The 26,144-nt window shown below is 68.0% G+C and carries 24 protein-coding genes and 2 pseudogenes; 12 read left to right on the top strand and 14 right to left on the bottom strand.

Translation table 11 applies throughout. The features are described 5' to 3' along the window. Window position 1 precedes the first annotated feature (1 nt). Both QC826_RS00615 and QC826_RS00610 read right to left on the bottom strand, forming a co-directional pair. Complete coding sequence (locus QC826_RS00615) at window positions 2-319, bottom strand: NAD(P) transhydrogenase subunit alpha (RefSeq protein WP_093389066.1); 318 nt, start codon at window positions 317-319, stop codon at window positions 2-4. 12 nt (window positions 320-331) lie between these two features. Next, window positions 332-1,444: a Re/Si-specific NAD(P)(+) transhydrogenase subunit alpha gene (locus tag QC826_RS00610; protein ID WP_279763955.1), complete on the bottom strand. Its 1,113-nt coding sequence runs from the start codon at window positions 1,442-1,444 to the stop codon at window positions 332-334. Between the two features lie 370 nt (window positions 1,445-1,814). Between QC826_RS00610 and QC826_RS00605 the strand changes: the two genes are divergently transcribed. Beyond that, window positions 1,815-2,303, top strand: coding sequence for an NUDIX hydrolase (locus tag QC826_RS00605; RefSeq protein WP_279763953.1), 489 nt, complete (start codon window positions 1,815-1,817; stop codon window positions 2,301-2,303). 17 nt (window positions 2,304-2,320) lie between these two features. Then, a complete protein-coding gene (gene mnmA, locus QC826_RS00600; RefSeq protein WP_279763951.1) occupies window positions 2,321-3,430 on the top strand; it encodes a tRNA 2-thiouridine(34) synthase MnmA in 1,110 nt (369 codons plus the stop codon). Between the two features lie 282 nt (window positions 3,431-3,712). On the opposite strand, the pseudogene QC826_RS00595 reads toward mnmA, so the two are convergent. After that, window positions 3,713-3,991: pseudogene (locus QC826_RS00595) on the bottom strand (hypothetical protein); the annotation flags it as partial. 69 nt (window positions 3,992-4,060) lie between these two features. Continuing rightward, window positions 4,061-4,834, bottom strand: a complete 774-nt coding sequence (locus QC826_RS00590; protein ID WP_279763950.1) for a 5'-3' exonuclease H3TH domain-containing protein — start codon at window positions 4,832-4,834, stop codon at window positions 4,061-4,063. A 215-nt stretch (window positions 4,835-5,049) separates the two neighbouring features. On the opposite strand from QC826_RS00590, the gene QC826_RS00585 reads away from it, so the two are divergent. Together QC826_RS00585 and QC826_RS00580 are read left to right on the top strand one after the other, a co-directional pair. Beyond that, entirely contained in the window at window positions 5,050-6,660 is a 1,611-nt protein-coding gene (locus QC826_RS00585; RefSeq protein ID WP_279763948.1) for an FMN-binding glutamate synthase family protein, read from the top strand. Window positions 6,661-6,807: 147 nt separating this feature from the next. After that, window positions 6,808-7,359, top strand: a complete 552-nt coding sequence (locus tag QC826_RS00580) for a PEPxxWA-CTERM sorting domain-containing protein (protein WP_279763947.1) — start codon at window positions 6,808-6,810, stop codon at window positions 7,357-7,359. A gap of 63 nt (window positions 7,360-7,422) precedes the next feature. Here the strand turns inward: QC826_RS00580 and QC826_RS00575 are convergent, their stop codons facing one another. Genes QC826_RS00575 through QC826_RS00565 form a run of 3 tightly spaced genes read right to left on the bottom strand, consistent with a single transcriptional unit; the run spans window position 7,423 to window position 9,882 of the window. Next, complete coding sequence (locus QC826_RS00575) at window positions 7,423-7,722, bottom strand: DUF6587 family protein (protein WP_279763945.1); 300 nt, start codon at window positions 7,720-7,722, stop codon at window positions 7,423-7,425. Window position 7,723: 1 nt separating this feature from the next. Continuing rightward, window positions 7,724-9,616: a ferrous iron transporter B gene (locus QC826_RS00570; RefSeq protein WP_279763944.1), complete on the bottom strand. Its 1,893-nt coding sequence runs from the start codon at window positions 9,614-9,616 to the stop codon at window positions 7,724-7,726. A gap of 2 nt (window positions 9,617-9,618) precedes the next feature. Then, complete coding sequence (locus tag QC826_RS00565) at window positions 9,619-9,882, bottom strand: ferrous iron transport protein A (protein ID WP_093389079.1); 264 nt, start codon at window positions 9,880-9,882, stop codon at window positions 9,619-9,621. Window positions 9,883-10,211: 329 nt separating this feature from the next. Here QC826_RS00565 and QC826_RS00560 point away from each other — a divergent pair, with 329 nt between their 5' ends. Beyond that, complete coding sequence (locus QC826_RS00560; RefSeq protein ID WP_093389080.1) at window positions 10,212-10,418, top strand: bacterioferritin-associated ferredoxin; 207 nt, start codon at window positions 10,212-10,214, stop codon at window positions 10,416-10,418. A gap of 147 nt (window positions 10,419-10,565) precedes the next feature. Here the strand turns inward: QC826_RS00560 and QC826_RS00555 are convergent, their stop codons facing one another. Beyond that, a complete protein-coding gene (locus QC826_RS00555; protein WP_279763942.1) occupies window positions 10,566-10,871 on the bottom strand; it encodes a hypothetical protein in 306 nt (101 codons plus the stop codon). 123 nt (window positions 10,872-10,994) lie between these two features. Here QC826_RS00555 and QC826_RS00550 point away from each other — a divergent pair, with 123 nt between their 5' ends. From QC826_RS00550 to QC826_RS00525, 6 genes and pseudogenes are all read left to right on the top strand, one after another. Then, window positions 10,995-11,135: an energy transducer TonB gene (locus QC826_RS00550; protein ID WP_279763941.1), complete on the top strand. Its 141-nt coding sequence runs from the start codon at window positions 10,995-10,997 to the stop codon at window positions 11,133-11,135. 92 nt (window positions 11,136-11,227) lie between these two features. After that, window positions 11,228-11,854: pseudogene (locus tag QC826_RS31140) on the top strand (TonB-dependent receptor plug domain-containing protein); the annotation flags it as partial. Window positions 11,855-12,767: 913 nt separating this feature from the next. Then, a complete protein-coding gene (locus tag QC826_RS00540; RefSeq protein ID WP_279763940.1) occupies window positions 12,768-13,733 on the top strand; it encodes a TonB-dependent receptor domain-containing protein in 966 nt (321 codons plus the stop codon). A gap of 319 nt (window positions 13,734-14,052) precedes the next feature. Further along, window positions 14,053-16,611: a PAS domain-containing hybrid sensor histidine kinase/response regulator gene (locus QC826_RS00535; RefSeq protein ID WP_279763939.1), complete on the top strand. Its 2,559-nt coding sequence runs from the start codon at window positions 14,053-14,055 to the stop codon at window positions 16,609-16,611. A 9-nt stretch (window positions 16,612-16,620) separates the two neighbouring features. Further along, the gene (locus QC826_RS00530) at window positions 16,621-16,995 is read left to right on the top strand and encodes a response regulator (protein ID WP_093389084.1); all 375 of its coding nucleotides are present in this window, start codon (window positions 16,621-16,623) and stop codon (window positions 16,993-16,995) included. Beyond that, a complete protein-coding gene (locus QC826_RS00525) occupies window positions 16,995-19,547 on the top strand; it encodes an EAL domain-containing protein (RefSeq protein ID WP_279763938.1) in 2,553 nt (850 codons plus the stop codon). Before QC826_RS00530 ends, QC826_RS00525 begins: the two co-directional genes overlap by 1 nt. 69 nt (window positions 19,548-19,616) lie before the next feature. On the opposite strand, the gene QC826_RS00520 is transcribed toward QC826_RS00525, so the two are convergent. From QC826_RS00520 to QC826_RS00510, 3 genes are all read right to left on the bottom strand, one after another. After that, complete coding sequence (locus QC826_RS00520; protein WP_279763937.1) at window positions 19,617-19,928, bottom strand: type II toxin-antitoxin system RelE/ParE family toxin; 312 nt, start codon at window positions 19,926-19,928, stop codon at window positions 19,617-19,619. Between the two features lie 36 nt (window positions 19,929-19,964). Next, entirely contained in the window at window positions 19,965-20,162 is a 198-nt protein-coding gene (locus QC826_RS00515; protein ID WP_139236597.1) for a hypothetical protein, read from the bottom strand. A 101-nt stretch (window positions 20,163-20,263) separates the two neighbouring features. Next, window positions 20,264-20,944: a Fe2+-dependent dioxygenase gene (locus tag QC826_RS00510; protein ID WP_279763934.1), complete on the bottom strand. Its 681-nt coding sequence runs from the start codon at window positions 20,942-20,944 to the stop codon at window positions 20,264-20,266. A gap of 250 nt (window positions 20,945-21,194) precedes the next feature. On the opposite strand from QC826_RS00510, the gene bfr reads away from it, so the two are divergent. Beyond that, window positions 21,195-21,665 (top strand): bacterioferritin, encoded by a 471-nt coding sequence (bfr, locus tag QC826_RS00505; protein ID WP_099418043.1) that lies wholly within the window; start codon window positions 21,195-21,197, stop codon window positions 21,663-21,665. Between the two features lie 45 nt (window positions 21,666-21,710). Here bfr and QC826_RS00500 read toward each other — a convergent pair whose 3' ends face one another. Genes QC826_RS00500 through QC826_RS00490 form a run of 3 tightly spaced genes read right to left on the bottom strand, consistent with a single transcriptional unit; the run spans window position 21,711 to window position 26,012 of the window. After that, window positions 21,711-23,081: an MFS transporter gene (locus tag QC826_RS00500; protein ID WP_279763932.1), complete on the bottom strand. Its 1,371-nt coding sequence runs from the start codon at window positions 23,079-23,081 to the stop codon at window positions 21,711-21,713. 13 nt (window positions 23,082-23,094) lie between these two features. After that, entirely contained in the window at window positions 23,095-24,048 is a 954-nt protein-coding gene (locus tag QC826_RS00495) for a PfkB family carbohydrate kinase (RefSeq protein WP_279763930.1), read from the bottom strand. Further along, window positions 24,045-26,012, bottom strand: a complete 1,968-nt coding sequence (locus QC826_RS00490) for an alpha-amylase family glycosyl hydrolase (protein ID WP_279763928.1) — start codon at window positions 26,010-26,012, stop codon at window positions 24,045-24,047. The genes QC826_RS00495 and QC826_RS00490 overlap by 4 nt, the downstream gene beginning before the upstream one ends. Between the last annotated feature and the right edge of the window lie 132 nt (window positions 26,013-26,144).

The raw sequence follows: 26,144 nt of genomic DNA, 5'->3' as shown, positions 1-26,144 counted from the left end.
CTCATGCCTTGCCTCCGTCCTGTTTGGCCTTCGGCTCTTTTTTCTTGAACATCTCGAGCATGCGCTGGGTGACCAGGAAGCCGCCGAAGACGTTGACCGCCGCCAGCGCGACGGCGACGGTGCCGGCGATCTGGCCGACCAGGCCCTCGGTCAGGCCGGCCGCCAGCATGGCGCCGACGATGATGATCGCCGAGACGGCGTTGGTGACCGCCATCAGCGGCGTGTGCAGCGCCGGCGTGACGTTCCAGACCACGTGGTAGCCGACGTAGATGGCCAGCACGAAGATGATCAGATTGGTGATGGTGTGGGTGACTTCCATATTCTTCTCCAGTTATTTGCGCAGCACTTCGCCGCCGGCGCACATCAGCGCGGCCTTGAGGATCTCGTCTTCGCGGTCGATCACCAGCTTGTCTTCCTTGTCGAAGATCAGCTTGAGGAAGTCGAGCACGTTGCGCGCGTACAGCGCCGAGGCGTCGGCCGCCACCAGGGTGGCCAGGTCGGGCTCGCCGACGATGTGCACGCCGTGCTTGACCACGGTCTTGTTCAATTCCGACAACGGGCAGTTGCCGCCCTGCGAGACGGCCAGGTCGACGATCACCGAGCCCGGCTTCATGGCCTTGACGGTCTCCTCGGAGATCAGCACCGGCGCCGGCCGGCCGGGGATCAGCGCGGTGGTGATGATGATGTCGGCCAGCTTGGCGCGTTCGTGCACCAGCTCGGCCTGGCGGCGCATCCAGTCGGCCGGCATCGAGCGGGCGTAGCCGCCGACGCCCTTGGCGATCTCGCGCTCCTCGTCGGTCAGGAAGGGCACGTCGATGAACTTGGCGCCGAGCGACTCGACCTGCTCCTTGACGGGCGGACGCACGTCGGAGGCCTCGATCACCGCGCCCAGGCGCTTGGCCGTGGCGATGGCCTGCAGGCCGGCCACGCCGACGCCCATGATGAGCACGCGCGCCGCCTTCACCGTGCCGGCCGCCGTCATCAGCATCGGCATGAAGCGCTGGTAGGTGTTGGCCGCCACCATCACCGCCTTGTAGCCGGCGATGTTGGCCTGCGACGACAGCACGTCCATCGACTGGGCGCGGGTGATGCGCGGCACCGCCTCGAGGGCGAAGGCCTGCAACCCGGCCGCCGCCATGGCGGCGTTGTTGTCGGCGTCGAAGGGGTTGAGCATGCCGACCACCACCGTCCCCGGGGTCATCAGCGCGCGTTCATCAACATTCGGTGCGCGCACCTTGAGCACCACGTCGGCGCCGAAGGCTTGCGCCGCCGTGCCGATCTGCGCGCCGGCGGCGGCATAGGCCTCGTCCGTCACCGAGGCCGTCAGGCCCGCGCCGGACTGCACGATGATCTGGTGTTTGGCTGCGAGCTTTTTGACTGTCTCGGGCGTTGCCGCCACGCGGGTCTCGCCCGACCGCGTCTCGGCCGGTATGCCTATTCTCATATATGCCTCCAAAGGTTGATAAACTGACTAGAATCTAACACGGAAAGCCTTGACCACAACAGTTTTGCCCCAGCAACAATTAGGGGCGTCCCACTAGTCCATACCGTGCCGCAAGGGGCTGTGCCGCTGCCGCGAGGCCTACTATACTTGCTATTTATTTATCAATAAATACGCCATTTATCACTACATTTATTACTATTTGTAATGAATCCGCAACAAAAGACGTGAACAACCGGAAAACCCAACAGTCGACCATAGTTTTTCCGCATCAACTTTGTTTTATTTCAAGGTAATGCCAATTAATGACAACACGATGAAAGAACGAAGCGCGCGGAACAGGCTAAAATGTCGGCTCTTTCAAGGATGACTCATGCCGCGTATCTGGAAACCCTCTGTTACTGTTGCCGCCATCATCGAACGGGATGGCCGCTTCCTGCTGGTCGAAGAAGAGACCAGCGACGGCATCCGCCTCAACCAGCCGGCCGGCCACCTGGACCCGCATGAGTCGCTCGAGCAGGCGGTGATCCGCGAGACGCTGGAGGAGACGGCGCACGACTTCACGCCCACCGCGCTGGTCGGCATGTACATGTCGCGCTACACCTCGCGCCGCACCGGCGAGGAGGTCACCTACCTGCGCTTCACCTTCTGCGGCGTGCCCGGCGCCGCATACGACCAGCCGCTCGACGATGGCATCATCCGCACCCTGTGGATGACGCGCGACGAGATCGCCGCCTGTCCCGAGCGCCACCGCAGCCCGCTGGTGCTGCAGTGCGTCGACGAATACCTGTCCGGTCTGCGCGCGCCGCTGGCGCTGCTGCACACCCACGCTTCCGTGTTCAAGGAAGTGGAATCTACCTAATTTGGAAATGAAGCAAGATGAGTAAGAAAAAAGTCGTGATCGGCATGTCGGGCGGGGTCGATTCCTCGGTCGCGGCGTGGATGCTGAAGGAACAGGGCTACGAGGTGGTCGGCCTGTTCATGAAGAACTGGGAGGACGACGACGACTCCGAATACTGCTCGACGCGGCAGGACTGGATCGACGCGGCCAGCGTGGCCGACGTGATCGGCGTCGACATCGAGGCGGTCAACTTCGCCGCCGAATACAAGGACCGCGTGTTCGCCGACTTCCTGCGCGAGTACCAGGCCGGCCGCACGCCCAATCCGGACGTGCTGTGCAACGCCGAGATCAAGTTCAAGGCCTTCCTCGACCACGCCATGCACCTGGGCGCCGACCTGATCGCCACCGGCCACTACGCCCGCGTGCGCCAGAACGGCGCCCGGTTCGAGCTGCTCAAGGCGATGGACCACACCAAGGACCAGAGCTACTTCCTGCACCGGCTGAACCAGGCGCAGCTGTCCAAGACCCTGTTCCCGCTGGGCGAGATCCCCAAGACCGAGGTGCGCCTGATCGCCGAGAAGCTGGCGCTGCCGAACGCCGCCAAGAAGGACTCGACCGGCATCTGCTTCATCGGCGAGCGGCCGTTCCGCGAGTTCCTCAACCGCTACCTGTCGTACAAACCGGGGCCGATGATGACGCCGGACGGCAAGGTGGTCGGCGAGCACGTCGGCTTGAGCTTCTACACGCTGGGCCAACGCAAGGGCATCGGCGTGGGCGGCATGAAGGCCTACAAGAACCCGGACGGCAGCAGCGACGCCTGGTATGTGGCGAAGAAGGACGTGGTCAACAACATCCTCTACATCGTGCAGGGGCACGAGCACCCGTGGTTGCTGTCGGCCGCGCTGAGCGCCGACCAGGCCAGCTGGATCGCCGGCCACGCCCCCGAGGCGCGCGGCATGGCGGCCAAGACGCGCTACCGCCAGGCCGACGTGGCCTGCGCCATCGCGCCCGCCGGCGACAGCGAGTTCGCGCTCAGCTTCAGCGAGCCGCAGTGGGCGGTCACGCCGGGCCAGTCGGCCGTGCTGTACGACGGCGACGTTTGCCTGGGCGGCGGCATCATCGCCGGCTCCGGCCAGGTCCGGGGCTAAGCCTTGGCGGCCAAGGCGCCGCGCACGCCAACAACAACCCCGGTGCCAAACCGGGGTCAGACCCCGCGGGGTCTGACCCCAGCTCTTCCGGGGTCCGTAGCTTAGATTGGACTGCCGCGCTAGCCTACGGAAGGCATCGCCGCCCTCGGCGGCGGCCGCGCCGTCGCTCTGCGCGGCCAGCGCGGCGCGCTGCCGCTTGACCATGGCGATGACGGTGTTGCGGATGGTGTTGAGCACGGTGTCGGCCTTGAAGGGCTTGACGATGAAGCCGTTGACGCCCATCGCGTGGGCCGCCTGCACGGTGGCGGCGTCGAACTCGCTCGACACCATGAAGATCAGGCTCTTCGGCCAGGTGCTGCGGATCTCGCGCAGCACCTGCGGATCGCTCTCCATCTGCTCGCGCGCCATGCAGATCATCTGCGGGTGGTACTTGACCATCAGCGCCATGCCGCTGGCGCAGGTGTGGCCCTGGCCGACGACGTCGTAGCCGCCGTCCAGCAGGACCGTGTTGAGCAGGCCGCGCGCCACGGCGCTGGAATCGATAATGACCGCTTTTAACATCGTAAAGAACCTCTAATCACATTTGAGCTGTTGTTGTTCGACGCGCGTCCGGGGCCGCCCCCACCGCTGTTACTTCTCCCAAGCCAGCATGTTCCAGCTCACGCCGACCCGCACGTCCGTCTTCAATTCCACTAGTTGTCTTGAAAGATACAGCATTTCCCGCTCTTTTCGTAGTGTTTCTCCAAGGGTATCCTTGAGAATGCCGGCGCCGGCCATGATCGCGTCCAGAGTGCCGTAGGTGCGCAACAGTCTTGCCGCCGTCTTGACGCCGACCTTGGACACGCCGGGGATGCTGTCGGTGACGTCGCCCATCAGCGCCAGCAGGTCGGGCAGCTGCTCGGGCGGCACGCCCCATTTGCGCTCGACCCAGGGGGCGTCGTGCCATTCGCTCTTGAAATGGTCCCACACCATGGCGCCCTGGGCGATCAGGCCGTGCAGGCCTTTGTCGGTGCTGGCCACGGTGGCCTCGCCGCGCCCCTCGGCCAGCCAGCGCAGCACCACGGTGCCGATCACGTCGTCGGCCTCCACCTCCGGCACCGACACCACGTGCAGGCCGAAGCCGGCCAGCTTGTCGTAGAAGGCCGGCAGGCGTTCGCGCAGCACGGCCGGCATCGGCGCGCGGCCCTCGCGGTAGCGCGCGTACAGGGCGTGGCGCCAGGTGGTCCCGCCGAAGTCGAAGGCCGGCAGCACGTGGCTCGGCGCGTGCTCGGTGATCAGGGTGCGGAAGGACGACAGGGCGTGGCGCAGGGCGGTGTCGGCCTTCTCGGCCGAGTCCGGCTCGGGACTGGCTTCGTAGACGCGGCGCACAATGTTGAGGCCGTCGATGGCGAGTAATCTACCCATGGTGCTGGTTCCGGGCGTGTTCAATCGCATATTTTACAACACCGCCCCGGCGCGGCGGACGGCGCCGGGGCGGCGGCGCGGCGGACGCCGCCGGTAGCATCCGGCAAGAAAGCGCAGTACACTCGAATCCGGTTCCGCCGGGTAATGTTCCGGCGGCCGCGCGGCGCGCCCCGGGGCCGGCGCCGCCCGACCACCCCGCCACCACCGGAGCATCCATGACCTTGTTTTCCCCGCGCTACCTGGCCTTCCTGGTCTGCCTGCTGACCCTGCCGCTGTCGCTGTACCTGCTCGACGGCCTGTGGCTGCCGCTGTTGTCGGGCGCGCTGGTGCTCGTCGGCGTCGCCGACCTGCTGCAAAGCAAGCGCGCGCTGCGCCGCAACTACCCCATCCTGGCCCACTTCCGCTTCTTCTTCGAGTCGATCCGGCCGGAGATCCGCCAGTACTTCCTGGAGGACGACACGGTGGCGGCGCCGTTCTCGCGCAACCAGCGCAGCATCGTCTACCAGCGCGCCAAGGTGGAGACCGACAAGCGCCCCTTCGGCACCCAGCTCGACGTCTACCAGGCCGGCTACGAGTGGATCAACCACTCGATCCAGCCGGCCGTGGTGGCCGAGCCGAACTTCCGCATCGAGATCGGCAACCATCCCGACTGCCCGCGCGCCCAGCCCTACTCGGCCAGCGTGTTCAACATCTCGGCGATGAGCTTCGGCGCGCTGTCGGCCAACGCGATTTTGGCGCTGAACGGCGGCGCCAAGCTCGGCGGCTTCATGCACGACACCGGCGAAGGCAGCATCAGCCCCTACCACCGCGAGCACGGCGGCGACCTGGTGTGGGAGATCGGCTCCGGCTACTTCGGCTGCCGCAACCCGGACGGCAGCTTCTCCGAGGCCAACTTCGTCGCCAACGCCACCACGCCGCAGGTCAAGATGATCGAGCTGAAGCTGTCGCAGGGCGCCAAGCCGGGCCAGGGCGGTATTTTGCCCGGCCCCAAGGTGAGCATCGAGATCGCCACCACGCGCGGCGTCACGGCCGGGCGCGACTGCGTCTCGCCGGCCAGCCACTCGGCCTTCGCCACGCCGCTGGAGATGCTGGCCTTCCTCGACAAGCTGCGCACCCTGTCGGGCGGCAAGCCGACCGGCTTCAAGCTGTGCATCGGCCACCCGTGGGAGTTTTTCGCCATCGTCAAGGCCATGCTGGCGAGCGGCATCACGCCGGACTTCATCGTCGTCGACGGCGGCGAGGGCGGCACCGGCGCCGCGCCGGTCGAGTTCAGCGACCACGTCGGCACGCCGCTGCAGGAGGCCCTGCTGCTGGTGCACAACACCCTGGTCGGCGCCAATCTGCGCCAGCGCATCAAGATCGGCGCCTCGGGCAAGATCATCACCGCCTTCGACATCGCCCGCACCATCGCGCTGGGCGCCGACTGGTGCAACTCGGCGCGCGGCTTCATGTTCGCGCTCGGCTGCATCCAATCGCAGAACTGCCACACCGACCGCTGCCCGACCGGCGTGGCGACCCAGGACAAGCTGCGCCAGCGCGCCCTGGTGGTGCCGGACAAGACCCAGCGCGTCGCCCACTTCCACCAGAACACCATGAAGGCGCTGGCCCAGTTGATCGCCGCCGCCGGCCTGAGCCATCCGAACCAGCTCAAGCCGCACCACATCGTGCGGCGCATCTCGCCCAACCAGGTCAAGCTGGCCTCGGCCCTGCTGCCCTACCTGGAGCCGGGCGAGCTGCTCGACCCGAGCCAGCTGTCGCGCCTGCCGCCGGTGTTCGGCCTGTACTGGCCGCTGGCCCAGGCCGAATCCTTCCACCAGCTGGGCTGAGGCGGCCGGCGTCGTTTTTCCGCACAAGATCCGCGTCCTTATCACTTTTTCCACCTAAGCGAGGCGTTTCGGGTTATTTTTCGGTTGCCAATTTATCTTTATTTACTGGCACGATCAAACCACCCACCACGCGAAAAAAGGTCACCGATGAAGTTAGTCGCACTACTCTCCTCCCTGCTGCTCGCCGCCGGCGCGCAAGCCGCCCCCACCCTGGTCGGCGACACCGTCGACGCCGGCATGTACCGCACCGTCGACACCGGCCGCGGCATAGGCCGCATCGGCGGCTTCGGCCTGGAAGCGCCCTTCGTCGTGCAGGCCGGCACAGCCGATCTGCAACAGTACAGCGTGGCCTACAGCCTGAACGTCGAAGGCGACAAATTCCTCATCGACTTCCTCCATCCCAGCCAGTGGGGGGTAGGCATCGTGTTCCGCCTGAGCGGCCTGGACTTTTCGCCCGCCGGCGGCCACCTGTCGTCGCTGACGGTGGACAGCAATCTGAGCGGCTACACGCTGAACGTCGGCAAGGATTACGTCGAGATCGGCCTGGCCGGCGTCAAGGGCACGGCGGACTCCTACTTCACCGGCAACTTCAACGTCAGCGCCGTGCCGGAACCGTCGTCGTGGGCCATGCTGGCGCTGGGCCTGGGCGCGCTGGGCGCGGCGGCGCGGCGGCAGAAGCGGAAAGCCGGCACCGTCTAATACTTGCGCAGGAAGATCGGCGCCGGCAAGGGGGGATTCGGTGTCGCAGGAGGGCGCAGCGGCTCAGCGCTGCACGCGCAGCATGATGACGCGCTTGCTCGAATTCGAGGAGGAAGAGGACGAGGAGGCGCTGGCGGAGTCGGACGCGGCCGGCTTGGCCGGCGTATCGCAACTGCCGCAACTGCCGCAGCCGGAGCCGCAGCTCGGGCCGGTCTTGAACAGCTTGGCCATCTTGGCCTGGTCGAAGCCGCGCCGCGCCAGGAAGTGGACGATCTGCTGGCGCCAGGCCAGCGGCAGGTACTTGGTGCAGAAGTGCAGCGCGGCACCGCCGACGATGAGGAAGACGATCAGTTGCTGCCACATATCAGGCTCCGCTCAGGGCAAGGGCGATGCGGTAGGTCAGGAACGAGGCCGTGTAGGCCAGCGCGAACATGTAGCCGGCCATCAGCAGCGGATAGCGCCAGCTGGCCGTCTCGCGCTTGACCACGCTGAGCGTCGACATGCACTGCGGCGCGAACACGTACCAGGCCAGCAGCGACAAGGCGGTCGGCAGGGTCCACGAGCCGGCGATGATGGGCGCCAGCGACTGCGCCAGCTCGTCGCCGGTCTGCGACAGCGCGTACACCGTGCCCAGCGCGCCGACCGCCACTTCGCGCGCGGCCAGGCCGGGCACCAGGGCGATGCAGATCTGCCAGTTGAAGCCGATCGGCGCGAAGATGAACTCCAGGCCGCGCCCCAGCAGGCCGGCCAGGCTGTAGTAGATCGGCGGATGGGTGGCGCCCTCGGGCGCGCCGGGGAAGCTGCTGAGGAACCACAGCAAAATCATCAGCGTCAAAATGATGGTGCCGACCCGCGAGACGAAGATCTTGGCGCGCTCCCACAGGCCCATGCCCAGGTTGCGCAGGTGCGGCCAGTGGTAGCTGGGCAGCTCGAGCATCAGCGGGTGCTGGTGCTGCGAGCCCATGCCGCGCTTCATCACCCAGGCCACCGCCATCGCCGAGGCGATGCCGGCGAAATACAGCGCGAACAGCACCAGGCCCTGCAGGCTCATGAAGCCGGCCACCTCGCGCTCGGGGATGAAGGCGGCGATGATCAGGGCGTACACCGGCAGCCGCGCCGAGCAGGTCATCAAGGGCGCGATCATGATCGTCACCAGGCGGTCGCGCGGATTCTGGATGGTGCGCGCGGCCATGATGCCGGGGATGGCGCAGGCGAAGCTCGACAGCAGCGGGATGAAGGCGCGGCCCGACAGGCCGACCCCGCCCATCAGGCGGTCGAGCAGGAAGGCGGCGCGCGGCAGGTAGCCGCAGTCCTCCAAAATCAGGATGAAGAAGAACAGGATCAAAATCTGCGGCAGGAACACCAGCACGCTGCCGGCGCCGCCGAGGATGCCCTCGACCAGCAGGCTGCGCAGCAGGCCCTCCTGCATGTGGGTGGCGAGCAGCTGGCCGAGCCAGCCGACGCCGTCCTTGATCAGGTCCATCGGCGTGTTGGCCCAGCTGAACACGGCCTGGAACACCAGGAACATCAGCAGCGCCAAAATGAGCGGGCCGAGCACGGGATGCAGCACCACGTCGTCGATCTTCTCGCTCAGGTTGCCGGTGTCGTGGAAGTCGTTGCTGACGGCGGCCAGGATGCGCCGCACCTCGCGCTGGGTCTGCTCGACCGGGACGGCGTCGATCGCCGCCAGCGGCCGCACCTTGACCTGGTGCAGCGGCCACATGGCGTCGAGCGCGCGCAGCAGCGACTTCTCGCCGCCGTTCTGCACCGCCACCGTCTCGACCACCGTCATGCCCAGCTCGACGGCCAGCTTGTCGGCGTCGATCTCGATGCCGCGCTTCTTGGCCACGTCGACCATGTTCAGCGCCAGCACCATCGGCAGGCCGAGCCGCTGGATCTCCAGCACCAGGCGCAGGTTCAGGCGCAGGTTGGTGGCGTCGACCACGCACACCACCACGTCGGGCGACTGCTCGCCCTCGCGCAGGCCGGCCACCACGTCGCGCGTGATGGCCTCGTCCGGCGTGTGCGCCGACAAACTATAGGCGCCGGGCAGGTCGAGCACGCGGAAGGGCCGCCCGTCCGGCGAGGTGAACAGGCCCTCCTTGCGTTCGATGGTCACGCCGGCGTAGTTGGCCACCTTCTGCCGCGCCCCGGTCAGGCGGTTGAACAACGCGGTCTTGCCGCAGTTGGGGTTGCCCAGCAGGGCGACCATCGGCAGTTGCGCCACCACCGGCGCGCTATGTTCCACGACACCCATGCTCACTCCGCCTGTATCGAGACCAGCGCCGCCTCGAAGCGGCGCAGCGCGAAGGTCGAGTTGCCGACCTTGATGGCCAGCGGCTCGCCGCCCGGCACGCCGCGTTTGAGCATGCGGATCTTCTCGCCCGGCACGAAGCCCAGCTCCATCAGCCGGCGCGCCAGGTCGGCGCCGTCGCCCGCGTCGCCCGGCGCGACATGCACCACGGTGCCGCTGCTGCCCACCTTCAGGGCGTCTAGTGTGATCAGGGTGGGGGCGAGTGTCATGAGCAAAGTGTCCGGTTATGTATAACAACGACGTTACGACGGCAATCCAACAATACAGCACAGCAGAAATGCGGCCCCGGCCCACGCCAATATAACGTTCCGGCCGGAAAGACCAATACTAGCATTATAAACGGTAATGCGAATAGTTTCTATTTGCGCTTGCAAACTGCTGAAAGTTGCGGCAGAATGCATCAGGTAATGATAATGATTCGCATTAGGTGGAAGCCAACATTGTCTTGCCCACAGCCGCCGACCCCGCCCCCGTCGCCCCGTGCCTGTGCCGACCGCCCTTTGATTGACGTTGCCTTTCCCGACTTATAGGTGCACCGATGATTGTATGTGTCTGCAACAACATATCCGACCGCGAGATCCGCCAGGCGATCGACCTGGGCCTGAACTCCATGGCCGAGCTGCGCCGCGACCTCGGCGTGGCCACCTGCTGCGGCAAGTGCCACAGCTGCGCCAAGGAGGTGCTGGGCGACCATCTGGAGCGCATCCAGGAAACCGTGTTGGCGCGTCCCGTGCTGACCACCTGAGAACACTGAAAGCATTCATATGAGCAGCATGACGATGTCGTCGGCCTACGGCGCCGACCTGGGCCACACGCCGCAGCCCAGCCTGAAGCAGCGTTGCGCCAAGCTGGCCCCGCTGGCCGGCATTGTCGTCCTGCACGGCGTGCTGTTCTACCTGCTGCAAACGGGCACGCTGCACAAGATGGTGCGCGCCCTGCCGCAGGTGGTCAACGTGACCTTCGTCGCCGCCGAACCGCCGCCGCCGCCACCCAAGCCGAGCAGCCCGCCGAAGACCGTCGCGCTGGCGCAGGCGCCGACCTTCGTGCCGCCGCTGCCGTTGCTGAGCACGCCGCAGGTCGAGCCGACCATCACCCTGCCGCCGGCCGCGCCGGCGCGCGCCGTCGAGGCCCGCGTGGCCACCAGCAGCACCGCCGCCGTCACCCCGTCCGCCGCGCCCAGCGCGCCGAAGACCGTCACCGGCGTCGAGTACCTGCGCGCGCCGCAGCCGGTCTACCCCAACATCTCGCGCCGCCTGGGCGAAACCGGCGTGGTGATGCTGCGCGTGCTGATCGGCGAGAAGGCCTGCCCGAGCAGGTTTCGGTGCACAAGTCGTCCGGCTCGAGCAACCTCGACGAGGCCGGCCGCCAGGCCGCCCTGCGCGCCCTGTACAAGCCCTATCTCGAGGACGGCAAGCCGGTCTCGGTCTATGTGCTGGTGCCGATCAACTTCCAGATGAGCTGAGCCGCCCCGGCCAGCCCCCTCCCCCCGTTCGGCCCGCGACGCCGGCCGCGCCCCCCGGCGCCGGCCGGCGTCGTTGCGTTGCGCCCACCGGAATGCGAATAGCAACAATTCTCATTTACTTTCAAACCGCACTTCGTTACAATCTCACACAATATTTAATCTACATCAAATTTTTGCCCAGCCAGCGCGGCAGCGGCGACAACCGCCACCGCCAGCCAGCACACCACCCATCGACGAGAGAAGACATGGCATTCATCAAGAGCCGTAAGCACGCCCCCCTGAGCATGACCCAACATGTCGGCACCGCCCTGGCGGCGATGCTGCTGCCGGTCGCCGCCCACGCCGCCGAGGCCGCCCCGGCCCCGGCCGCCGCCACCGCGCGGACCGGCCAGACCCTGCAGGAAGTCAAAGTGCTCGGCGCCAAAGAGAACGAGTTCAAGGCCGACAAGGCCAGCTCGCCCAAGTACACCGAGGCGCTGGTCAACACGCCGCAAACCATCACCGTCATCAAGCGCGAGCTGATCGAGCAACAGGGCGCCGTCACGCTGACCGAGGCGTTGCGCAACACCCCCGGCGTGGGCACCTTCTTCCTCGGCGAAAACGGCAGCACCAACACCGGCGACGCCATCTACATGCGCGGCTTCGACACCTCGGGCAGCATCTATGTCGACGGCGTGCGCGACGTCGGCGCGATCTCGCGCGACGTCTTCAACATCGAACAGATCGACGTGCTCAAGGGCCCGGCCGGCACCGACAGCGGGCGCAGCGCGCCGACCGGCTCGGTCAACCTGAGCACCAAGCAACCGACCTTGGAAAATTCCTACGGCGCCATCGTCACCGTCGGCAGCGCCAAGCAGAAGCGCGTCGCCGCCGACTGGAACCACGTCATCAACGCCGAGACCGGCACCGCCGTGCGCCTGAACGTGCTCGACCAGGACAGCGAGAACCCGGGCCGCCGCGAGGTCAAGAACAAGCGCTGGGCCATCGCGCCCACCGTCGCCTTCGGCCTGAACGGCAAGACCCGCGTCTTCCTCGACTTCCTCCACGTCAAGCAGGACAACGTGCCCGACGGCGGCGTGCCGACCGTCGGCCTGCCCGGCTACACCAGCCCGGACAAGGCCCGCCCCTACATCGCCAACGCCCCCAAGGTCGATCCGAAGAACTTCTACGGCACCACCTCGGACTTCGACAAGGTCAAGGCCGACATGGTCACCCTGCGCGTCGAGCACGACTTCTCGCCGACGCTGAAACTGCAGAACACCACGCGCTACGGCAAGACCCAGCAGAACTACCTGCTCACCGGCTTCATGGGCCGCACCGAGAACCTGTGGACCGAGCCGCGCATGGTCGACAAAAAACTCGTCGACGTCGGCGCCGTCGCCACCGATCCGAGCACCTGGAAGCTGGACCGCACCATCCGCACCGTGCGCGACCGTGAAAACAGCATCCTGACCAACCAGACCAACGTCACCGCCGAGTTCGACACCGGCGCCTTCAAGCACACCATGGTGGCCGGCCTGGAGCTGACCAGCGAGAAGCAGACCAGCTACGGCTACAAGGGCACCGGCACCTTCAAGACCCGACCCCGCTGTACGCGCCCAACCCCAACGTCCAGCCGCAGGGCACCTGAACATGGTGCGCGACGGCACGTTCATCGACACCACCGTCAACACCCAGAGCGCCTACCTGTTCGACACCGTCAAGATCGGCGAGAAGTGGATGATCAACGGCGGCGTGCGTCTGGACCGCTTCGACATCGGCTACAGCGACATCGTGCTGAGCACCGCCACCAACAAACTGCTGCCGGTCGGCACGCCGGTGCCGACCCGCCTGAGCGCCGCCGACACCCTGGTCAACGGAAAGATCGCCGCGCTCTACAAACCGACCCCGGACAGCAGCGTCTACGCCATGTACGCCACCTCCAAGGCGCCGCCGGGCGGCAGCACCTTCGCGCTGAGCGCCTCGGCCAGCAGCGCGTCCAACGCCAACTACGATCCGCAGGTCACCACCACCAAGGAGATCGGCACCAAGTGGGACTTCCTCAAGCAGAAGCTGGCCCTGACGGCGGCGCTGTACCAGACCGTGGTCAAGAACGAGGTCGAACAGGCCCCGGTCGATTTGCTCAAGTTCTACCAGACCGGCAAGAAGCAGGTGCAGGGCATCGAGATCGGCGTCACCGGCGAACTGATGCGTAACTGGCTGGTCAGCGCCGGCTACACCCGCATGAACGCCACGGTCGAGTCGGGCAAGAAGGTCTCGGCCAACCTCAGCAACAGCCTGGTGTACACGCCCAAGCAGGCCTTCACCGCGTGGACCTCGTACACCCTGCCGATGGGCCTGAAGCTGGGCGGCGGCGCGCGCTTCGTCGACCAGCTGCTGCGCGGCACCGACGGCGCCATCGGCACCCCGGTCTCGACCGATTCCTATTGGGTCTACGACGCCATGGCCACCTACCCGGTCAGCAAGAACGTCGACCTGCAGCTGAACGTCTACAACCTGGCCGACAAGCAGTACGTCGCCGCGATCAACAAGAGCGGCTACCGCTACACCCCGGGCACGCCGCGCTCGGTCAGTGTCAGCGCCAACTTCCACTTCTGATCGACGGCGCGCCGGCCGGCGCCGCCACCGCAACCCCGCCCTCGCCGGCGGGGTTTTTTTTCGCGCGCCGGACGGAAACTGCCCGAAAGCAACACTTCGACGCGCGCCCCGGATATTTCGCCGCCTTGCCGCATTAATTGACACACGCCAGCCGCCCTCTGCTATTCTTAATCGAGTTACTCCCCTCCTCCTTGCCACCGGCCTGTTGGTTTTCTCAGCGCTGATCGGCGCCAATCTGCGAGCCTGCTCTGCAGTTGTGGCACTACACCCCCTTGTCTGCGCCCCCGACTGAAACGCCACTCTTCACGCGGGCCACACCATGCACCGGACCAGCTTTGGCGGCAACGCCAGCGAACGCCCCAGCGGCCTCGAGGGCAACCTCGAACTGCTGCGCCAGGAAACCCTGCTCAAGACCGGCACCCTGCAGGACGCCATCTTCAACAGCGCCTACTTCTCCAGCATTGCCACCGACGAGAAGGGCGTGATCCAGATCTTCAACGTCGGCGCCGAGCGCATGCTCGGCTACGCCGCCCTCGACGTGCTCAACCGCATCACCCCGGCCGACATCTCCGACCCCGCCGAGCTGATCGCCCGCGCCGCCACGCTCAGCCTGGAGCTCGACACCCCCATCACCCCCGGCTTCGAGGCGCTGGTGTTCAAGGCCTCGCGCGGCATCGAGGACATCTACGAGCTGACCTACGTGCGCAAGGACGGCAGCCGCTTCCCGGCGGTGGTGTCGGTGACGGCGCTGCGCGACGCCGCCGACGCCATCATCGGCTACCTGCTGATCGGCACCGACAACACCGCGCGCAAGCAGGTCGAGGCGGCCCAGGCCCTGCTCGACCAGCGCCTGCGCGACCAGCAGTTCTACACCCGCTCGCTGATCGAGTCGAACATCGACGCCTTGATGATGACCGACCCGCAGGGCATCATCTCCGACGTCAACCAGCAGATGGTGGCGCTGACCGGGCGCACCCGCGACGAGTTGATCGGCGCGCCCTGCAAGAAGTTCTTCACCGACCCGGCCCGCGCCGACGCCGCCATCCGCCGCGTGCTCACCGAGCACAAGGTCAGCGACTACGAGCTGACGGTGCGCGCCATCAACGGCGAGGAGACGGTGGTGTCCTACAACGCCGCCACCTTCCACGACCGCGACCGCCAGCTGCAGGGCGTGTTCGCCGCCGCGCGCGACGTCACCGAGCGCAAGCGCTTCGAGCGCGCGCTGGAGGACAAGAACGTCGAGCTGCAAAGGGCCAGCCGGATGAAGTCGGAGTTCCTCGCCACCATGTCGCACGAGCTGCGCACCCCGCTCAACGCCATCATCGGCTTTTCCGAGGCGCTCAAGGACGGCCTGATGGGGCCCACCAGCGAGCTGCAGCACGAGTACATCGACGACATCTTCAGCAGCGGCCACCACCTGTTGGCGCTGATCAGCGACATCCTCGACCTCTCCAAGGTCGAGGCCGGCATGATGGCGCTCGAGCTCGAGCCGGTCGACCTCAACGCCCTGCTGGCCGGCAGCCTGACCATGGTGCGCGAGAAGGCGGCGGCGGCGCAGGTGGTGCTCGAACTGGCCGCGCCCGAGGCGCTGGGCGCGCCGCTGCTGGACCTGCGCAAGACCAAACAGATCGTCTACAACCTGCTCAGCAACGCCGTCAAGTTCGGCGCCGACGGCAAGGCCGTCACGCTGGCGGCGCGCCGCGTGCCGCGCGCGGCGGTCGGCACGCTGGCCGGCGACTGGCCGGTGCACCGCTTCGCGCTGGCCGACAACGAGCACCAGCACTTCCTCGAGATCAGCGTGGCCGACAGCGGCATCGGCATCTCGCCGGGCGACATGGCCAAGCTGTTCCAGGCCTTCAGCCAGATCGACAGCAGCCTGGCGCGCAAGTTCGAGGGCACCGGGCTGGGCCTGGCGATGGTCAAGCAGCTCGCCGAGCTGCACGGCGGCACGGTGGCGGTGGCCAGCGCGGTCGAGCGGGGCGCCCGCTTCGCCGTTTGGCTGCCGTTGCGCGCCGCGCCGGCGACACCGGACGCCGACACCGCGCCGGCCGCCACGGGCCGCGCGGCTGAGGGCGGCGGCGGCGGCGGCGGCGGCGGGGCCGAGGGCGCCGGCGCGGCCGCGCCGGGCGAGCGCACCGCCCTGGTGGTCGAGGACAACGACCAGGCCGCCGAGCTGGCCCGCCTGCTGCTCGAGGCCGAGGGCTTCAGCGTGCTGCGCGCCGCCAGCGCCGAGGAGGCGCTGCGCCTGGCGCCGCGCCAGCCGCTCAGCCTGATCGCGCTGGACATCCAGCTGCCCGGCATCGACGGCTGGGAGTTCCTCCGGCGCATACGCGACGACGCCGCCCTGGGCCGGGTGCCGGTGGTGGTGGTCTCCGGCGGCGCCGACGCCGAGCTGGCGCTGGCCGGCGGCGCCGCCGCCGCGCTGCAAAAACCCATCAGCCGCGGCCAGCTCAAGGCCGCGCTGGCCGCGCTGGCGCTGGCGCCGGCGCCCGAGCACAGCCGCACGGTGCTGGTGGTCGACGACGACCCCAAGGCGGTCGAGGTGATCGCCGGCTTCCTCCGCCCGCCCGCCTACAGCGTGGCGCGGGCCTACAGCGGGGTCGAGGCGCTGAGCCTGGCGCAGCGCCTGCGGCCGGACCTGATCCTGCTCGACCTGATGATGCCCGGCATGGACGGCCTCGACGTCGTCGCCGCGCTGCGCGGCGACCCGCTGACGGCCGCCATCCCGCTGCTGGTGGTGACGGCCAAGCAGATCGGCGAACGGGAGCGCGGCGCGCTCGACGACGCGCGCGCGCGGCCCATCCGCATCGTCGAGAAGGCCGGCTTCAACCAGGGCCGCTTCCTGGCCGAGGTGCGCCGCGCCCTGGCGCCGCACTGAGGGGGCGCCATGGCCACCATACTCGTCGTCGAAGACAACCTGGCGAACATGAAGCTGGCCGCGCTGTTGCTGCGCAACGCCGGCCACCAGGTGCTGGCGGCGGCCGACGCCGAGAGCGGCCTGGCGGCGGCGCGCGCCGAACGCCCCGGCCTGATCCTGATGGACCTGCAGCTGCCCGGCATGGACGGCCTGGCCGCCACCGCCCTGCTCAAGGCCGACCCGGCCACCGCCGCCATCCCCGTCATCGCGCTGACCGCGCTGGCGATGAAGGACGACCGGGCGCGCAGCCTGGCCGCCGGCTGCGACGGCTACATCGCCAAACCGCTGCGCTACCGCGAGCTGTACGCGCTGATCGACGCCCTGCTGGGCGCAAGGAGCACCTGATGCACGCCACCGCCGCCACCATCCTGATCGTCGACGACGAGGCGAAGAACCGCAAGCTGCTCGACCTGCTGCTGCGCCCGACCGGCTACCGCACCGAGTACGCCGCCAGCGGCGAGGAGGCGCTGGCGGCGGTGCGGCGCAGCGCGCCCGACCTGATCCTGCTCGACGTGATGATGCCCGGCCTCGACGGCTACCAGGTGGCCAGCCGGCTCAAGTCGCAGGCCGCCACCGCGCGCATCCCGATCATCATGCTCACCGCGCTGACCGAGCGCGGCGCCCGCCTGGCCGGCCTCGACGCCGGCGCCGAGGAGTTCCTCAGCAAGCCGGTCGACCGCGCCGAGCTGTGGCTGCGGGTGCGCAACCTGCTGCGCCTGAAGGCCTACGGCGACCTGCAACAGCACAGCGCGGCGCTGCAGCGCCAGGTCAGCGCCCGCACCGCCGACCTGCAGCGCTTCCGCACCGCGATGGACGCCACCGCCGACGCCATCCTGCTGATCGACCGCGCCAGCATGCGCTTCGTCGAGGTCAACGCCACCAGTTGCAGCATGCTCGGCTACAGCCGCGCCGAGCTGCTCGCCGTCGGCCCGGAGGCGCTCGGCGGCGGCGCCCGCGCCCAGTACGAGGGCGCCTACGACGCCATGATCGCCGGCCGCGGCGGCGCCGAGCTGTACGAGACCGAGCTGCGCCGCAAGGACGGCAGCCTGGTGCAGGTCGAGGTGCACCGCCAGGCGCTGCGCAGCGGCACCGACTGGATCATCGTCGGCGTGGTGCGCGACATCACCGAGCGCAAGCTGGCGCAGCAGCGCCTGCACCACCAGGCCCACCACGACGCGCTGACCGGCCTGCCCAACCGCACGCTGTTCTACGACACGCTGAAGAAGACCCTGGCGCTGGCCGGCGAGCACGGCTGGCAGGTCGCCGTGCTGTTCGTCGACCTCGACCACTTCAAGAACGTCAACGACACCCTCGGCCACCTGGTCGGCGACGAGCTGCTGGTGCGCTTCAGCGAGCGGCTGGTGCAGTGTGTGCGCCTGCGCGACACCGTCGGCCGGCTGGGCGGCGACGAGTTCGCGCTGATCCTGGTGACGCCGGAGGGCCAGCAGGGCGCCGCCCAGGTGGCCAACAAGATCCTGGCGGCGCTGCGCGCGCCGTTCGAGCTGCGCGGCCACACCGTCAACGTCAGCGCCAGCATCGGCATCACCATCCACCCCGACGACGCCGACACCCCCGACGAGTTGATCAAGTACGCCGACACGGCGATGTACCAGGCCAAGCACGCCGGCCGCGACACCTACCGCTTCTTCACGGCGCAGATGAACGCCGCCGTGCTGGCCCGCCTGGAGCTGGAGACGGCGCTGCGCGCGGCGCTGGAGAACGACGAGTTCGTGCTGCACTACCAGCCCAAGGTGCGCCTGGGCGACGGCCGCGTCGCCGGCCTCGAGGCCCTGCTGCGCTGGCAACGGCCCGGCCACGGCCTGGTGGCGCCGGGCGAGTTCATCGCCCTGCTCGAGGAGACCGGCCTGGTGGTGCGGGTCGGCAGCTGGGTCATCGCCACGGCCTGCCGGCAGATCCGCCGCTGGCTCGACTCGCCGGTCGGCGCGGTGGCGCTGTCGATCAACGTCTCGGGCCGCCAGTTCGTCGAGGGCGACCTCGACGCCGAGGTGATGGCGGCGCTGGTCGAGAACGCCGTGCCGGCCGAGCTGCTCGAACTGGAACTGACCGAGACCTCGCTGATGGCCAACACGGCGCGCACCATCGACTGCCTGCGCAACCTGAAGCGGCGCCACGTCAAGATCTCGATCGACGACTTCGGCACCGGCTATTCCAGCCTGGCCTATCTGCGCCGCTTCCCCATCGACACGCTGAAGATCGACATCGCCTTCATCCGCGACGTCACCAGCAACCCGGACGCGGCCGCCATCGTGCGCGCCATCATCAGCATGGCGCACAGCCTGAACCTGAACGTGGTCGCCGAGGGCGTCGAAACGCTGGCCCAGCTGAGCTACCTGCGGCGCCACCACTGCGACCAGATCCAGGGCTACTATTTCAGCCGGCCGCTCGACGCCGAGCGGGTCGGCGAGCTGCTGCTGCAGGGCCGCCGGCTGGCGCCGCCCGAGCCCTGCGACGAGCGCCGCCAGACGCTGCTGATCGTCGACGACGACCCGCTGATGCTCGGCATGCTGGTCGAGCTGTTCAAGGACGACGGCTACCACGTCGAGACGGCGCGCTCCGGCGCCGAGGGCTTCGACGCGCTGGCGCGCCACGAGGCGCAGGTGATCCTGTGCGACCAGTGCATGCCGGCGCTGGACGGCGCCGCCTTCCTCGACCAGGTCAAGGCGATGTATCCGGACACGGTGCGCATCGTCCTGTCGGGCAACGCCGACCTGGCCTCGATGATGGCGGCGGTCAACAGCGGGGCGGTCGACCGCTTCTACACCAAGCCCTGGGACGGCGCGCTGCTGCGCGACAACATCCGCCAGGCCTTCCGCCACCACCGCCCGCCGCACGGCCCCGGCCCGCACGGCGGCGACGCCCTGCCGGAAGCGGCCTGAGCGGCCCAGCTTCCTGCTTAAGCTTGCTTGTTGTCCATGCGGTGGATATCTCGACTCGTTGGCAGTCCGTCAAGCGCCATGCCGACCTTGGCCGAGCATGCCCGGCGTGACATTGCGCATTTCATGCTCGACGCGAAACACTCTTAGGAACTCGCCATCGACGGCATAGAAAATGCGGAACGGGAAACGGTCGATTGACCAGGTGCGCAGATCAATACCCGGGAAGAGATAGGAAAAGCGCCGCGAACCGATGCCGGGCAAGCCGCACAACAGCGTCAAGGCAGCGCCGAGATTGTCGCGAAAGGAGGTTCTTAGTGCGGGGGAAATTGCAGCGTAGTAGGCGAGCGCTTCAGCCGCGTCGTCTTCCGCGAGCGCGGACATGTCCAACTTAAGCACGGCACCAAGTCGGCGGCGTCATCAAGGCACACGGGTATCCAAGGCCTGTATGAAGTCCGCAACCGTGGCGTACTTCTTGCCCGGGCCGGCGTCGAGGGCTTCCTGAACCAGCTGATGGACGCGCAGATCCTCATCGTTCCGCGGACCGTAGCTTTCCGGAACTTCGGGAGTCGGCAGCAATAGTGCCGGATCGATGGATTTGAGGTTGCGCGTTGCCATGCTGGCGATTATACGCCGGCCGGAAAGATCCAAGCCGGGCGTACTAGTGTCGTGTTGCGTCCTTGTTGACGTGGCGCAACGACGTGGCGATCACACCAGTTTTACAGCTCGGCCCACATGCGCAACAGGTTGTGGTAGTGGCCGGCCAGGCCGACGGTGGCCTCGCTGTCGCCGTGGGCGCCGCGCAGCTTCTGGATGTTCTGGTCCAGCTCGAACAACATGCCGCGCTTCCAGTCGTCGCGCACCATGCTCTGGGTCCACATGAACGAGCAGACCCGCTCGCCGCGCGTGACCGGCTCGACCCGGTGCACGCTGCTCGAGGGGTAGACGATCAGGTCGCCGGCCGGCAGCTTGACCTCGTGCGCGCCGTAGGAGTCCATCACCACCAGCTCGCCGCCGTCGTACTCCTCGGGGCCGCTGAGGAACAAGGTCGACGACACGTCCGAGCGGATCGTCAGCGCCGTGCCGGCGCGGTTGCGGATGGCGCCGTCGATGTGCGAACCGTAGTGCTCGCCGCCGGCGTAGCTGTTGAAGTAGGGCGGCAGGATGCGCAGCGGCAGCACGGCCGAGAAGAACAGCGGGTGGGCCGCCAGCGCGCGGGTGATGATCTCGCCCAGCTCGACGGCCAGCGGCGAGGTCTCGGCCAACTGGCGGTTGCGCTTGACCTGGGCGCCCTGCGCGCCGACGGTGACACGGCCGTCGACCCAGTCGCTGGCCGCCAAACGTTGGCGGAACTCGCTTACCTGTGCCGGCGTCAGCACGCCGGGAATATGCAGCATCATGGAAGGTCCTTTTTTCTTCGTCGCGCGGGGCGGTTCTGCCGCGCGCCGCGCGCGGTGGACGGGGCGCGAAAGGGCTCCGCCGGCACCCCCGGAATGATAATGGTTTTCATTCCGCACCACAACGATGTTAATGGTTTTCATTACCGGCCATTGCCTTGATTTTATGGCGTTTTTCTCACTTTTGCCGCTTCGCGCGCGCCCCGCTTCGTGGCAAAATGGCGGAATTCTTCACCATTTTAGAAAGCCTCCCATGAAGGGCGACAAAGACGTCATCAAGCTGCTCAACGCGCAGCTGACCAACGAACTCACCGCGATCAACCAGTACTTCCTGCACTCGCGCATGTATCGTCACTGGGGCTTCGACAAGCTGGCCAAAAAAGAGTACGAGGAATCGATCGGCGAGATGAAGCACGCCGACAAACTGATCGACCGCATCCTGATGCTCGACGGCCTGCCGAACGTGCAGGCGCTGCACAAGGTGATGGTGGGCGAATCGACCGAAGAGATGCTGGCCTGCGACCTGAAACTGGAACGCGGCGCCCACAGCACCGTCAAGGACGGCATCGCCGCCAGCGAGAAGGCCGGCGACTACGTCTCGCGCGACCTGCTGCTGATGATCCTGGAAGACACCGAGGAACACATCGACTGGCTGGAAACGCAGCTCGACCTGATCGGCAAGGTCGGCCTGCAGAACTACCTGCAGAGCCAGATGTCGGAGTAAGCAGTCCCTCGCTGCGGCGAACCACCCACCGGCAGCAAGCCAGGGTCAGACCCTAGGGTCTGACCCTAGAATTACGCCGGTGGGTGTTCTCACCTTGGCCGCCGGCGCCGCCTGCGCCCCCCTCAGCTTGACGAACAACACGGCCACCGCGCCACACAACATCAATCCCCCCGCCAAGCGAATCACGTTCTCCGGATTGCCGCCCAGCCAGCTGCGGTAGTACAGCGGCAGCGTGAAGATCTGGATGATCATCGGGATGACGATGAACATGTTGAAAATCCCCATGTAGACGCCGGTGCGCTCGGGCGGGATGCAGTCGGCCAGCATCACGTATGGATTGCCCATGATGCTGGCCCAGGCCAGGCCGATGCCGACCATCGGCACGAACAGCAGCGCCGGCGTGTGGATCAGCGGGATGCTCAACATGCCGATGCCGGCCAGCGCCAGGCAGACGCTGTGCATCGCCTTCGGCCCGAAGCGGCGCGTGAACGGCACCAGCGCCAGCGCGCCGACGAAGGCGACGAAGTTGTAGAAGGCGCCCACCTGCCCGGTCAACAAGCCGGCGTCGCGGAAGCCCTGCGAGCTCTGCTCGGTGGTGCCGTAGATGGTGGTCGACAGCGACAGCATGATGTACTGCCAGTAGCAGAACATGGCGTACCACTGGAACAGCTTGACCAGCGCCAGCTGCTTCATCGTCGGCGGCATCTCGCGCACCGCGTCGACGATGTCGCCCAGGGTGTGCGCCAGGCCGCGCGGCCGGGCGCGGATGGCCGCCAGCTCGTCCGCGTCGAGCGGATGCTCGGGCGTGGTCTTCAAGGTCCACAGCACGCTGCTGATCGAGAACACCGCGCCGATCAAGAACGCCACGATGACGATGTGCGGAATGTGGCTGCCGTTGACGGCGTCCTTGTTCATGCCGAACCAAACCAGCAGCGACGGCGTCAGATAGGCCAGCGTCTGCCCCAGGCCGGTGAAGGCGCTCTGCGTCAGGAAGCCGAGCGAGTGCTGGCGCGGCGCCAGCTTGTCGCTGACGAAGGCGCGGTAGGGCTCCATCGTCACGTTGTTGGCGGCGTCGAGTATCCACAGCAGGCTGGCGGCCATCCACAGGGTCGGGCTGAAGGGCATGGCCAGCAGGCCCAGGCTGCAGAGGATGGCGCCGATCAGGAAGTACGGCGTGCGCCGGCCCCAGCGCGTCACCGTGCGGTCGCTCAGCGCGCCGATCAGCGGCTGCACCAGCAGGCCGGTCATCGGCCCGGCCAGCCACAGGTAGGGCAGGCTGGCCTCGTCGGCGCCGAGGTATTTGTAGATCGGGCTCATGCTGCTCTGCTGCAGCCCGAAGCTGAACTGGATGCCGAAGAAGCCGATGTTCATGTTGACGATCTGCCAGAACGACAGATGCGGTTTGTGCGTTGCCATCAGGGGCTCCGGTTCAGGTCGGGCTGCCGCTGGCTTGCCAGCGCGCCAGCCAGGATTGGTAGAAGGCCAGCTGCGGCGCCACCGCGCCGGCGATGCCGCAGACGGCGCCGGCGAAGTCGTTGGCGCGCGCCAGCGTCAGCGCCAGCGGCCAGTCCTGCGCGCGGCCGTACAAGAACACGGCGGCGAAGGCGTCGCCAGCGCCGACCGTGTCGACCAGCGGCGGCGGCGCCGCGCTGCCCGGGCTGAGCTCGACGGAGCCGTCGGCGCCGAACCAGGCCGCGCCGCGCGGGCCGAGCGTGACGATCAGCCCCTCCAGCGCGAAGATGCGGATCAACATGGCGCAGGCGGCGCGCAGCGCGGGGGAATCGATCGAGTCGGTGCCCGGGCTGGTGTGGGTGTACCAGTTGAACAGGTCCTTCAGCTCCTCCTCGTTGACCTTGACGATGTCGGCCTGGCGCAGCGACTCGTAGACGCAGCGCTCGGTCACCTGCCCTTCGCGCACGTTCAGGTCGAGGAAGCGCTTGGCCGGCGTGGCCGCCAGCAGCGCCTGCAGGCTGGCGTAGGAGGTCGGCCGGCGCTGCGCCAGCGTGCCGAAGTACAGCATGGCCGGCGCCGCCGCGGTCAGCGCCGCCAGCGCCGGGCCGGGCTCGATGTGGTCGTAGGCCTGGTCCGGCAGGATGATGAAGCGGTGGCCGCCGCCGCCCGCTTCGCGCTCGACGACGACGCGGCCGGTCGGCTCGCTCAGGTCGCTCTGCACGCCGTCGACACGCATGCCGAAGCGTTCGAACTCGGCCAGCACCTTGGCGCCGTTGCCGTCGCGGCCGATGCGGGTGATCATCAGCGGCGCCATGCCGAAGGCGGCCAGGTTGCGCGCCAGGTTGAAGGGCGCGCCGCCGACCACCTGCTCGGTGCCGAAGTCGTCGACCAGGGCCTCGCCGAATACCGCGATGGAGTGCTGTGGGTTCATGCCGTGGTTCCTTGCGTTGCCGCCTTGGAGGGAAACTGCGGGGTAACTGCGTCGTCACTGCGGGCCAGCCATAGCATGCCATACGGCTCCAGCGTGACACTCGATTCAATGACGCGATCGTCCTGCAGTACCGTCCAACGGCCGTCCAGCGCCATGCCGCGCGGCTGCGCGGAGAAATTGAACAGTGCCAGGAAGCGCGCGCCGCGCGCCAGCGCCAGCAGCGCCGGGTCGCCGCTGGGCGGCTGCGCCAGCGGCGCGCCGGCCGCCAGCTCGGGCAGGCGCCGGCGCAGTCGCACCAGTTGGCGCAGCGCGGCGTAGACCTGGCCCGCCTCGCTTTGACGATCGTCGCGGCCGGCCCAGCGTTGCAGGTCGAACTCGGGCCGCTGCAGCCAGCGGCTGTCCATCGCGTGCTGCGGGCGGGCGCCGTAGCTGTAGTCGTTTTGCTGCGCCAGCTCGTCGCCCATGTACAGCACCGGCAACGCGCCGAAGCTCAGCGCCAGGCCGTGCAGCAGCAGCAGGCGGCGCCGCGCGGCGCCGCGTTGCTCGGCGTCGCGCGCCGTCTCCAACCCGGCCAGCGAGGCGGCCATGCCGTTGCTGCCGTGCGCCGCGTGCGGATCGCTGCTCTGGAAGGCGGCGCCGGCCGCGTAGCTGCCGTCGGCGCCGCTGAAGAAGCGGGCGATGCGCGCCAGCCGCGCCGCCGCCGCCGCCGCGCCGGCCGCCGGAGCGCCGGCCGCCGGAGCGCCGGCCGCCGGAGCGCCGGCCGCGCCGGCCTCGTCGCGCAGCACGTTCCAGCCGATGTCGTCGTGGCAGCGCACGTAGCTGAGCCAGCTGGCGGCCGGCGGCAGCGCCGGCGTGGCGGCGATCACCTGGCGCAGCAGGCCGGCGTCCTGCTCGGCCAGCGCGGCCCAGCCGGCCGCCATCAGGCTGCTGTGGTAGGCGATGTGGCATTCCGGCGCCGCCGCGCTGCCGAAGTAGGCCGGCAGCTGGCGCGTCGGCACGATGGCCTCGGCCTTCAGCAGCACGCCCGGCGCGGCGATGGCCACCACGGCGCGCAGCGCCTGCAGCAGCGCGTGCGCCTCCGGCTGGTTCATGCAATTGGTCCCCTCGCGCTTCCACAGGAAGGCGGTGGAGTCGAGGCGGAACACCTCGATGCCGCGGTTGGCCAGCCGCAGCAGGGCCGCCGCCATCTCGGCGAACACCGCCGGGTTGGCGTAGTTCAGGTCCCACTGGTAGGGGTAGAAGGTGGTCCAGACCCAGCCGCCGAGTTCCTCGACGTGGCTGAAGTTGCCCGGCGCCGCCTGCGGAAACACCTGGCCCAGGGTCTGCTCGTAGCGGTCCGGCAGCGCGCGGTCGGGGAAGACGTGGAACATCGCGCGCAACGCCGGGTCGCCGGCGCGCGCGCCGCGCGCCCAGGCGTGGTCGTCGGCGACGTGGTTGAGGATGAAGTCGGAGCACAGGCTGATGCCGGCGCCGCGCAGCCGCGCGGTCAGCGCCTCCAGGTCGGCGTTCGTGCCCAGCGCGGGGTCGACCTGGTCGAAGTTGGCGACGGCGAAGCCGCCGTCGTTCTCGCCGGCGCGCGGGCGCAGGAAGGGCAGCAGGTGCAGATAGCTGACGCCCAGCTCCTGCAAGTGGGCGATGCGCTCGCCGACGCCGTTCAGCGTGCCGCCGAAGCGCTGCACATAGGCGCAGTAGCCGAGCATCTGCTGGCCGAGGAACCAGTCCGGTTGCGCCGCGCGCAGCGCGTCCTGTTGGTGCAGCTGGTCCGGCCGCGCCGCGTGCAGGCGGCCGATATTTTCCATCAGCTCGCCCAGCCAGGGCAGGAAGTCGGCGCGCTCGCCGTACAGGCCGGCCAGGCGCTGGCGCAGCACCGGCTCGGCGCCGGCCAGGCGTTGTGCCGCCGCCGCGCGCAGGTGTTCGGGCAGCACGGCCAGCATGCGTTCAACAGGGGTTGGGGTTGTGGTCATTGAGGTCGTCGTATTGCAAAGTGAAGTCGTTGGCGCGGAAATGCAGGGTCAGACCCTTGGGTCTGACCCTTGCTGCGTTGGCTAGTCGGGTCGTGGCAAGAATCGAAACGCCGGTAGGGTCAGACCCGAGGG

It is taken from the genome of Rugamonas sp. DEMB1, assembly GCF_029834475.1.
GTDB classification, from domain to species: Bacteria; Pseudomonadota; Gammaproteobacteria; order Burkholderiales; family Burkholderiaceae_D; genus Rugamonas; species Rugamonas rubra.
This window is presented reverse-complemented; position numbering and strand designations above follow the sequence as displayed.

What these genes read in the sequence shown, in the direction of transcription:
- QC826_RS00580 (WP_279763947.1), top strand. Translation starts at nt 6,808, where the DNA reads ATGAAGTTAGTCGCACTACTCTCCTCCCTGCTGCTCGCCGCCGGCGCG.
- QC826_RS00615 (WP_093389066.1), bottom strand. Translation starts at nt 319, where the DNA reads ATGGAAGTCACCCACACCATCACCAATCTGATCATCTTCGTGCTGGCC.
- QC826_RS00495 (WP_279763930.1), bottom strand. Translation starts at nt 24,048, where the DNA reads ATGAACCCACAGCACTCCATCGCGGTATTCGGCGAGGCCCTGGTCGAC.
- QC826_RS00520 (WP_279763937.1), bottom strand. Translation starts at nt 19,928, where the DNA reads ATGTCCGCGCTCGCGGAAGACGACGCGGCTGAAGCGCTCGCCTACTAC.
- QC826_RS00540 (WP_279763940.1), top strand. Translation starts at nt 12,768, where the DNA reads ATGGTGCGCGACGGCACGTTCATCGACACCACCGTCAACACCCAGAGC.
- QC826_RS00560 (WP_093389080.1), top strand. Translation starts at nt 10,212, where the DNA reads ATGATTGTATGTGTCTGCAACAACATATCCGACCGCGAGATCCGCCAG.
- QC826_RS00585 (WP_279763948.1), top strand. Translation starts at nt 5,050, where the DNA reads ATGACCTTGTTTTCCCCGCGCTACCTGGCCTTCCTGGTCTGCCTGCTG.
- QC826_RS00570 (WP_279763944.1), bottom strand. Translation starts at nt 9,616, where the DNA reads ATGGGTGTCGTGGAACATAGCGCGCCGGTGGTGGCGCAACTGCCGATG.
- bfr (WP_099418043.1), top strand. Translation starts at nt 21,195, where the DNA reads ATGAAGGGCGACAAAGACGTCATCAAGCTGCTCAACGCGCAGCTGACC.
- QC826_RS00575 (WP_279763945.1), bottom strand. Translation starts at nt 7,722, where the DNA reads ATGTGGCAGCAACTGATCGTCTTCCTCATCGTCGGCGGTGCCGCGCTG.
- QC826_RS00530 (WP_093389084.1), top strand. Translation starts at nt 16,621, where the DNA reads ATGGCCACCATACTCGTCGTCGAAGACAACCTGGCGAACATGAAGCTG.
- QC826_RS00610 (WP_279763955.1), bottom strand. Translation starts at nt 1,444, where the DNA reads ATGAGAATAGGCATACCGGCCGAGACGCGGTCGGGCGAGACCCGCGTG.
- mnmA (WP_279763951.1), top strand. Translation starts at nt 2,321, where the DNA reads ATGAGTAAGAAAAAAGTCGTGATCGGCATGTCGGGCGGGGTCGATTCC.
- QC826_RS00525 (WP_279763938.1), top strand. Translation starts at nt 16,995, where the DNA reads ATGCACGCCACCGCCGCCACCATCCTGATCGTCGACGACGAGGCGAAG.
- QC826_RS00590 (WP_279763950.1), bottom strand. Translation starts at nt 4,834, where the DNA reads ATGGGTAGATTACTCGCCATCGACGGCCTCAACATTGTGCGCCGCGTC.
- QC826_RS00605 (WP_279763953.1), top strand. Translation starts at nt 1,815, where the DNA reads ATGCCGCGTATCTGGAAACCCTCTGTTACTGTTGCCGCCATCATCGAA.
- QC826_RS00490 (WP_279763928.1), bottom strand. Translation starts at nt 26,012, where the DNA reads ATGACCACAACCCCAACCCCTGTTGAACGCATGCTGGCCGTGCTGCCC.
- QC826_RS00500 (WP_279763932.1), bottom strand. Translation starts at nt 23,081, where the DNA reads ATGGCAACGCACAAACCGCATCTGTCGTTCTGGCAGATCGTCAACATG.
- QC826_RS00515 (WP_139236597.1), bottom strand. Translation starts at nt 20,162, where the DNA reads ATGGCAACGCGCAACCTCAAATCCATCGATCCGGCACTATTGCTGCCG.
- QC826_RS00565 (WP_093389079.1), bottom strand. Translation starts at nt 9,882, where the DNA reads ATGACACTCGCCCCCACCCTGATCACACTAGACGCCCTGAAGGTGGGC.
- QC826_RS00510 (WP_279763934.1), bottom strand. Translation starts at nt 20,944, where the DNA reads ATGATGCTGCATATTCCCGGCGTGCTGACGCCGGCACAGGTAAGCGAG.
- QC826_RS00535 (WP_279763939.1), top strand. Translation starts at nt 14,053, where the DNA reads ATGCACCGGACCAGCTTTGGCGGCAACGCCAGCGAACGCCCCAGCGGC.